This window comes from Microbacterium sp. 5K110, from assembly GCF_005774735.1.
In the GTDB taxonomy this organism is placed as follows: domain Bacteria; phylum Actinomycetota; class Actinomycetes; order Actinomycetales; family Microbacteriaceae; genus Microbacterium.
In genome coordinates this window covers 1-7,490 of sequence record NZ_VBUM01000123.1, presented here as the reverse complement: position 1 = coordinate 7,490, position 7,490 = coordinate 1, and the positions used below count along the sequence as shown (strand labels likewise).

Genomic DNA, 7,490 nt, shown 5'->3' with positions numbered 1-7,490 from the left:
GTGCCGGAGCGGGCGCGGGCTGCGTGGGCGGGGCGACGACGGGCGCGGGGACCGCGTCGGCCTCGGGCGCGGCCGCGCGCTCGCTCACGGCATCCGTTTCCGGGACCGCGGAGGTCGTCTCGGTCGGTGCGGTCTGGGCCCGGCGGGCTTCGCGTGCGGCACGTCGCGACGACGGCGCGGGCGGGTCGGCCTCGGCGTCCCCGGGGGTCCCGTCGCCGCGTGCCGTGGCATCCGCTGCTCCCGCGCGCGGGTCGGGCAGGCGACGGTACAGCTGGGCGAACGGATCGGAGGGGTCGTTCTCGGGCATATCAGGCGGGCTCCTGTCCCGGTGCTACGGCGGGTCCGGCCGGGTCGCCGGACTTTCGCTCCACGTCGAGCGCCTGCTGCAGCAGGACCACAGCGGCGACTTGGTCCACAATGCTACGAGAATCCCGCTGGGAGCGCCCTGCTTGACGCAGCACGTCGTGCGCTGACACCGTGCTCAGCCGCTCGTCCACGAGGCGGACGGTCACCGCCACGGCCCCGGCCAGCTCCGCGGCGAATCGGCGGGCGTCCGTCGTGGAGGGGGTGTCCTCGCCGCGGAGGTTCAGCGGGAGTCCGACGAGGATCTCGAGTGCCTCGTACTCGGCGGCGAGGGCGGCGATCCGTCGCACGGGCTCGCCCTTGCGGGGAACCGTCTCGACCGGCACCGCGAGCAGACCGTCGGGATCCGACCGGGCGACGCCGACACGGGCGCGGCCGACATCGATGCCCAGTCGGATGCCTCGGCGGAACCCCGTCACGCCGTGGTCGCCCGCACGTCCGCGACGATGCCCTCGAGCGCCTGCGGCAGGGCCGCAGAATCCGTTCCGCCGCCCTGCGCGACGTCCGGCTTGCCGCCGCCACCGCCGCCGAGGATGCCGGCCGCAGCCTTGGCCAGCGCGCCCGCGGCGAGGCCGCGTTCACGTGCCGCGGGGTTGGTCACGACGACCACGGTCGCACGACCGCCGGACACGCTGCCGAGGGCGACGACCGCGGGGTCCGACCCGAGGCGATCGCGCACCTGCAGAGCGAGCGAACGCACGTCGTCGGCCGCGGAGCCTTCGCCGAGCGACTGCGCGACGACCCGCACGCTGCCCACGGCCGTCGCCGACTCCACGAGCTGCGGCAGACGGTCGGACAGGGCGCGCGCCTCGAACGCCGCGATCTTCTTCTCGGCGGCCTTGAGGCTCGCCGCGAGCTCCGCGATACGGGTGGTCAGCTGCTCCCGCGGGGTCTTCAGTGATGTCGAGAGCTGCGACACGATCGCGCGCTCGGCGGCGAGGTCGCGGAACGCGTCGAGCCCGACGAGAGCTTCGACGCGGCGGTTGGACGCGCCCACCGACTGCTCTCCGACGAGGTTGACCAGGCCGATCTCGGCGCTGCGGGCGACGTGGGTGCCGCCGCAGAGCTCGCGCGACCAGGGCCCGCCGATGTCGACCATTCGCACGGTGTCGCCGTACTTCTCACCGAACAGGGCCATCGCTCCGGCGGCCTTGGCCTCATCGAGCGAGAGTACGCGCGTGGTGACCTCGAGGTTGTCGCGCACGGCGTTGTTGGCGATGTCCTCGATCTCGGTGCGGGTCTCGGGCGAGAGCGCCGCACCCCAGCTGAAGTCGAAGCGCATGTACCCGGCGCGGTTGAGCGACCCGGTCTGCGTCGCCGTCTTGCCCAGGGTGTCGCGGATCGCCGCGTGGACGAGGTGCGTGGCCGAGTGCGCCTGCTGAGCGGAGTGGCGGTTCAGTGCGTCGACGACCGTCGTCGCCAGAGCATCGACCGACACTTCGCCGGTGGTGACCTCGACGGTGTGGCTGATCAAGCCCGGTACGGGGCGCTGCACGTCGAGGACCTCGAGCTCGTAGCCCGGGCCCACGATGAGGCCCTTGTCGGCCACCTGGCCGCCGGACTCGGCGTACAGCGCGGTCTCGGCGAGGATGACCTCGGCGATCTGTCCCTGCGACGCCCGATCGGTGGCGCGGCCCTCGACGAGGATGCCGAGCACCTTCGACTCGGTCTCGAGGTCGGTGTAGCCGGTGAAGACCGTCTCGCCCTTGGCCCGGAACTCGCGGTACGCGCTCTGGTCGGCGATCGCACCCTTGCGCGCGCGGGCGTCGGCCTTGGCGCGGGAGCGCTGCTCCTGCATGAGGGTGTCGAAGGCGCCGCGGTCCACGCTCAGACCCGCCTCTTCGGCGATCTCGAGCGTGAGGTCGATCGGGAAGCCGTAGGTGTCGTGCAGCAGGAAGGCCTCGGACCCGGAGAGGGTCGTGGTGCCGCCGCTCTTGGCATCCGCCACCGATTGGTCCAGGATCGCCGACCCGGCCGCGAGAGTGCGCAGGAACGTCTGCTCCTCGGCGATGGCGTACGCCGAGAGTCGGGCGTAGTCGGCTTCGACCTCGGGGTACGACTCTTTCATCGCGTCACGCGAGGCGGCGAACAACTCGGGGAAGGTCGGGCCCTCGACGCCGAGCAGGCGCATCGACCGGATGGCGCGGCGCATGATGCGGCGCAGGATGTAGCCGCGGCCCTCGTTCGAGGGCGTCACACCGTCGGCGAGCAGCATGAGCGAGGAGCGCACGTGGTCGGCGACGATGCGGAGCCGCACGTCGTCCTCGTGCGCCTCGGCGCCGTAGGACTTGCCCGCGAGCTTCGCCGCCAGGTCGAGGACCGGGCGCACCTGGTCGGTCTCGTACATGTTGTCGACGCCCTGCTTGATGAACGCGATGCGCTCCAGGCCCATGCCGGTGTCGATGTTCTTCGCCGGCAGCTCGCCGACGATGTCGAAGTCGTACTTCGACCGCACGTTCGTGATCTCGTACTGCATGAACACGAGGTTCCAGATCTCGACGTAGCGGTCGTCGTCGGTCGCCGGTCCCCCGTCGATGCCGTACGCCGGACCGCGATCGAAGAAGATCTCGGAGCACGGACCCGCGGGGCCCGGGAGCCCGGTCGACCAGTAGTTGGTGTCCTTGCCGAGACGCTGGATGCGCTCCTCGGGCAGGTCGGTCAGGCGCAGCCAGAGGTCGTGCGCTTCGTCGTCTTCTTCGTAGACGGTGACCCAGAGGTCCTTCGGGTCGAAGGCCAGGCCGCCGTCCTCCTCGGGCGAGGTCAGCAGCTCCCACGCGTAGCGGATCGCGTCCTCTTTGAAGTAGTCGCCGAACGACCAGTTGCCCAGCATCTGGAAGAAGGTGCCGTGACGCGGGGTCTTGCCCACTTCTTCGATGTCGTTGGTACGGATGCACTTCTGCACGTCGGCGGCGCGGGGGTAGGGCGGGGGCACGACGCCGCTGAGGTAGGGGATGAACGGCACCATGCCGGCCACCGTGAACAGCAGGGCCGGGTCGTCCGTGACGAGCGAGGCCGACGGCACGATGGTGTGGTTCTTCTTCTCGAAGTAGTCGAGGAAGCGCTGAGCGATCTCGGCGGTTTTCATGTCGGATCTTTCCGTGGGCGTGCGGATCCTCCCCCGGCGGGCGGGGCCGGATGCCGGGAGGTCAGTCGGTGGAGACGGCGTTCTTGGCCGCGGCGGCGGCGGAGCCCGCGGCGTCGGCGGTCGCGTCGACGGCGGACGCGGCGACGCCCTTGGCGTCGTCGAGGATCTCGGACAGGCGCGTCTCCTGCTCGTGGTAGGCCTCGCTCATGCGGTCGGCGAACTCGCCGATGCGGGAGTCGACCTGGGCGAGCAGCTCTTGGCCGCGGGGGTCTTTGTTGACCAGGTGGGCGGCGACGAAGCCTCCGGCGATGCCCAATACGAACCAGACGAGGCTTCTCACGATCACCACTTCTTCCTCGAGCAAGCGCCGCGGGCGCGGCATCCCTTCATCGTAGGCGACAGGCCCTGTGTCGCGCGTGCTCGACGGGGCGGATGCCGCTCGCCCCGGCATCCGTGGCCGTTCTTGGCGCGCAGAACTCCTGCAGGGATGCCGTTTCGGACGTGCCGCGGCTGTTCGGGTGCCGATGGTGCCGGAGTTGTGCCGCAGCGAAACGACGAAGGGCGCCGGGAGAACCCGGCGCCCTTCGGCTCGTGAGTCTGGGACTCAGCGAGCGGCATAGTACTCGACGACGAGCTGCACGTCACAGGTGACGGGCACTTCGGCGCGCTTGGGGCGACGCACGAGCTTCGCCTGCAGAGTCGCGAGGTCGACCTCGAGGTAGCCCGGAACGGGGGGCAGAACCTCGGCGTGCCCACCGGCGGCCGCGACCTGGAAGGGCTCGAGGCCTTCGCTCTTGGTCTTGACGTGGATGAGCTGACCCGGCTTGACGCGGAACGACGGGCGGTCCACGAGCTGGCCGTCGACCAGGATGTGGCGGTGCACGACGAGCTGGCGGGCCTGGGCGGTGGTGCGGGCGAAGCCCGAACGCACGACCAGGGCGTCCAGACGCATCTCGAGCAGCTCGACCAGGTTCTCACCGGTCAGGCCGTCGGTGCGGCGGGCCTCGTTGAACGCGATGCGCAGCTGCTTCTCGCGGATGCCGTACTGCTCGCGCAGACGCTGCTTCTCGCGCAGACGGACGGCGTAGTCGCTGTCGGCCTTGCGCTTGGTGCGGCCGTGCTCGCCGGGAGCGTAGGGACGCTTCTCGAGGTAGCGGGCGGCCTTCGGGGTGAGCGCGACGCCGAGGGCGCGCGACAGACGGACCTTGCGGCGGTCCTGGGACTTCGTTGCCACGAAGTACTCCTTCCGATGACGTGGCCGCGCCTTTCGCGGCTCACGGACGTATCACGCTCTCTTCGCCCTGTCCGGACTGCACGCCGGGGCATGCCGGAAGGTCGGTGAAGAAGAGAGGGGATGCCCGAAAACACTGTTTCGAACCGATGCAGTCTATCAGACGGCGGTCGCCGCGAAGGAGGTCCAGGTGATCGAGAACAGGGGCACGTAAAGCAGCCCGATGAGGAGCGCGTGGGTGATGACGAAGGCGCTCGCCTCCAGCGCCGTGCCCGGCTGGCGCAGATGGGCCGTGAGCTTCCGCAGCAGAGTCACGGGATGCCGGACATCCCAGCTGTTGACGCGCAGATAGCGGCCGAGGTACACGCCGACGGCTCCCAGCACGATGACGACGCCGGCGAAGACCCACCCGGTTGCCGGAAGACTCGCGTCGGGGCGGTCCTCGAAGACGACGAGAAGGGTCTGCAGGATGCCGAGGCTCAGGATCGCATTGCCGATCCCTGAGAGCGTGAGCACCAGCGTCTGAATGATGTCGTACCAGAGCGGGACCGGAGAGGTCGCCGTGCGGTGGCTGAAGTTCAGCTCGGTGATCAGGTAGACCGAGTTGGGGAACAGGAGAAGCCACACGCCGGTGGCCGCCACGAGGTACGCCGTCACGACGACGGACCGCGCATCGGGGCCGATGTCGACGAGGTGGGCGAGGATCGGTGCCAACACGGCCAGTCCGCCGCAGACTCCGAGCGCCGTCACGACCGGCAGGGCCGACAGGCCGATGTTCAGGAGCATCGGCCGGTAGAGCGCGACCCGGTAGACCTTCGCTCGCAGGACGACCAGCACGACGGCGTACACATCGAGGACGATCACGGCGGCGGCGGCGAGCAGGACGGCGGTCACCGCGACAGCGTCGCACGGCCGTTCCGGTTCGCTGACGCGACGTCCCTCGATTTCACCCGCCGTCGAGGATGCGGCGGATCTTCTCCAGTCGCGCCGAGACGTCCCGTTCGGCGCCGTGCGAAGTCGGCTGGTAGTACTGCCGTCCGCGCAGTTCGTCGGGCAGATACTGCTGCGCGACGATGCCGATGTCGCTGTCGTGCGCGTACTTGTAGCCCTTGCCGTGCCCCAACCGCTTGGCTCCGGGGTAGTGCGCGTCGCGCAGGTGCAGCGGCACACGCCCGAACCCGCCGGCGCGGACATCGGCGATCGCGGCGTTGATCGCGTTGTAGGCGGCGTTGGATTTGGCCGTGGTCGCGAGGTACACCGTCGCCTCGGCCAGCGGGATACGTCCCTCGGGCATGCCGATGAAGGCCACGGCATCCGCCGCGGCGACGGCGATCTGCAGTGCCTGCGGATCGGCGAGACCGATGTCCTCGGCGGCGGAGATGACCAGTCGTCGAGCGATGAACCGCGGGTCCTCCCCCGCCTCGATCATGCGGGCGAGGTAGTGGACCGCGGCGTCGACATCGGAGCCGCGCACCGACTTGATGAAGGCGCTGATGACGTCGTAATGCTCGTCGCCCTGCCGGTCGTACCGCAGCAGCGCGCGGTCGACGGCTTGGGCGATGTGGTCGCCGGTGATGACGGGGCGCTCGTCGCCGTCCGGCGCGGTCTCGGCGTCCGCATCATCGGCATCCGCGTCTTCGGGACCGTCGGTGTCGTCGTCCGTGCCGTCAGGGTGGGGCACGTCGTCGCGGGTGGCGTCGTCGGCAGCGACGGATGCCGCGGCCTCGAGGGCCGTGAGGGCGCGGCGCGCGTCGCCCGAGGCCAGGCGCACGAGGGCTGATCGGGCCTCGGTGCTGAGCACGACAGCGCCGGCGAGTCCGCGCGGATCGGTCACCGCGCGATCGACGAGAGCGCCGAGGTCGTCGTCGCCGAGCGGGCGCAGCGTCAGCAGCAGCGAGCGCGAGAGCAGCGGCGAGATCACCGAGAACGAGGGGTTCTCGGTGGTGGCGGCGATGAGGACCACCCACCCGTTCTCGACGCCCGGAAGCAGAGCGTCCTGCTGGGCCTTGGTGAAGCGGTGGATCTCGTCGAGGAAGAGGATCGTCGATTGACCGTAGAGGTCGCGTTGAGTGAGCGCCTCTTGCATGACCTCGCGGACGTCCTTCACGCCCGCGGTGATCGCCGACAGCTCGACGAAACGGCGTCCCGACGATCGTGCGATCGCCTGCGCGAGCGTCGTCTTACCGGTGCCCGGAGGTCCCCACAGGATCACCGAGACGGCCGAGACGGATGCCGAGGAGTCGGCGCCGGCGAGGGTGACCAGGGGTGAGCCCGGGCGCAGCAGGTGTCCCTGACCGGCGACCTCGTCGAGGCTCGTCGGACGCATCCGCACGGCGAGCGGGGTCTGGCCCTGGAAGAGGGCGGAAGCACTGGTCACCGATCCAGGCTAATCGCGCCCGCCGACACGGGGTGTGCCTGCCTTTGTGGGGCGCTGCGGGCGGTGCGTAGGATCGGGGGCGGTTCGCGGACGGTGAGAAGGAGTCGATGTGGCGACGGGTGGCAAGGCTCGGCAGAGCCGCGAGCAGCGTGAGCGGGCGCGGGCGTACCAGGCCCGTCAAGACCTCCACCGCCGTCAGGGTCGGCGCCGCCTGCGCGACAACGTGCTGGCCCTCGTGGTCGGGCTCGTGGTGATCGGTGCGGCGATCGGTCTGCAGACCGTCTACTTCGTCGCCGGTCCCGGCGCACCCGCGCCCGAGCCGACCGTCGTCGACACGCCGAGCCCGACGCCGAGCGGCCCCGTGCTCCCCGACCCCGCGGTCTCTCCCACTCCCTAATCCTGTGACGACGGCATCCGTCGTACTAGGCTCGGAC

Annotated in this window: 7 protein-coding genes and 1 pseudogene; 1 reads left to right on the top strand and 7 read right to left on the bottom strand. The window is 70.4% G+C overall.

The features are described from left to right. The 7 genes and pseudogenes from FE256_RS17055 to FE256_RS17025 form a co-directional block, all read right to left on the bottom strand. Positions 1 to 307: pseudogene (locus FE256_RS17055) on the bottom strand (endolytic transglycosylase MltG); the annotation flags it as partial. Position 308: 1 nt separating this feature from the next. Then, a complete protein-coding gene (gene ruvX / locus FE256_RS17050; RefSeq protein WP_138178028.1) occupies positions 309 to 782 on the bottom strand; it encodes a Holliday junction resolvase RuvX in 474 nt (157 codons plus the stop codon). Further along, positions 779 to 3,448, bottom strand: a complete 2,670-nt coding sequence (alaS, locus tag FE256_RS17045) for an alanine--tRNA ligase (RefSeq protein WP_138178026.1) — start codon at positions 3,446 to 3,448, stop codon at positions 779 to 781. The genes ruvX and alaS overlap by 4 nt, the downstream gene beginning before the upstream one ends. A 61-nt stretch (positions 3,449 to 3,509) precedes the next feature. Continuing rightward, the gene (locus tag FE256_RS17040; RefSeq protein WP_252371074.1) at positions 3,510 to 3,830 is read right to left on the bottom strand and encodes an ATPase; all 321 of its coding nucleotides are present in this window, start codon (positions 3,828 to 3,830) and stop codon (positions 3,510 to 3,512) included. Positions 3,831 to 4,052: 222 nt separating this feature from the next. Further along, the gene (gene rpsD / locus FE256_RS17035) at positions 4,053 to 4,682 is read right to left on the bottom strand and encodes a 30S ribosomal protein S4 (RefSeq protein ID WP_138178024.1); all 630 of its coding nucleotides are present in this window, start codon (positions 4,680 to 4,682) and stop codon (positions 4,053 to 4,055) included. 156 nt (positions 4,683 to 4,838) lie between these two features. Beyond that, positions 4,839 to 5,573, bottom strand: a complete 735-nt coding sequence (locus tag FE256_RS17030) for a DUF1361 domain-containing protein (protein ID WP_138178022.1) — start codon at positions 5,571 to 5,573, stop codon at positions 4,839 to 4,841. A 52-nt stretch (positions 5,574 to 5,625) separates the two neighbouring features. Next, the gene (locus FE256_RS17025; RefSeq protein ID WP_138178020.1) at positions 5,626 to 7,056 is read right to left on the bottom strand and encodes a replication-associated recombination protein A; all 1,431 of its coding nucleotides are present in this window, start codon (positions 7,054 to 7,056) and stop codon (positions 5,626 to 5,628) included. 109 nt (positions 7,057 to 7,165) lie between these two features. Between FE256_RS17025 and FE256_RS17020 the strand changes: the two genes are divergently transcribed. Further along, positions 7,166 to 7,453: a dioxygenase gene (locus tag FE256_RS17020; RefSeq protein WP_138178018.1), complete on the top strand. Its 288-nt coding sequence runs from the start codon at positions 7,166 to 7,168 to the stop codon at positions 7,451 to 7,453. The last annotated feature ends 37 nt before the right edge of the window (positions 7,454 to 7,490 follow it).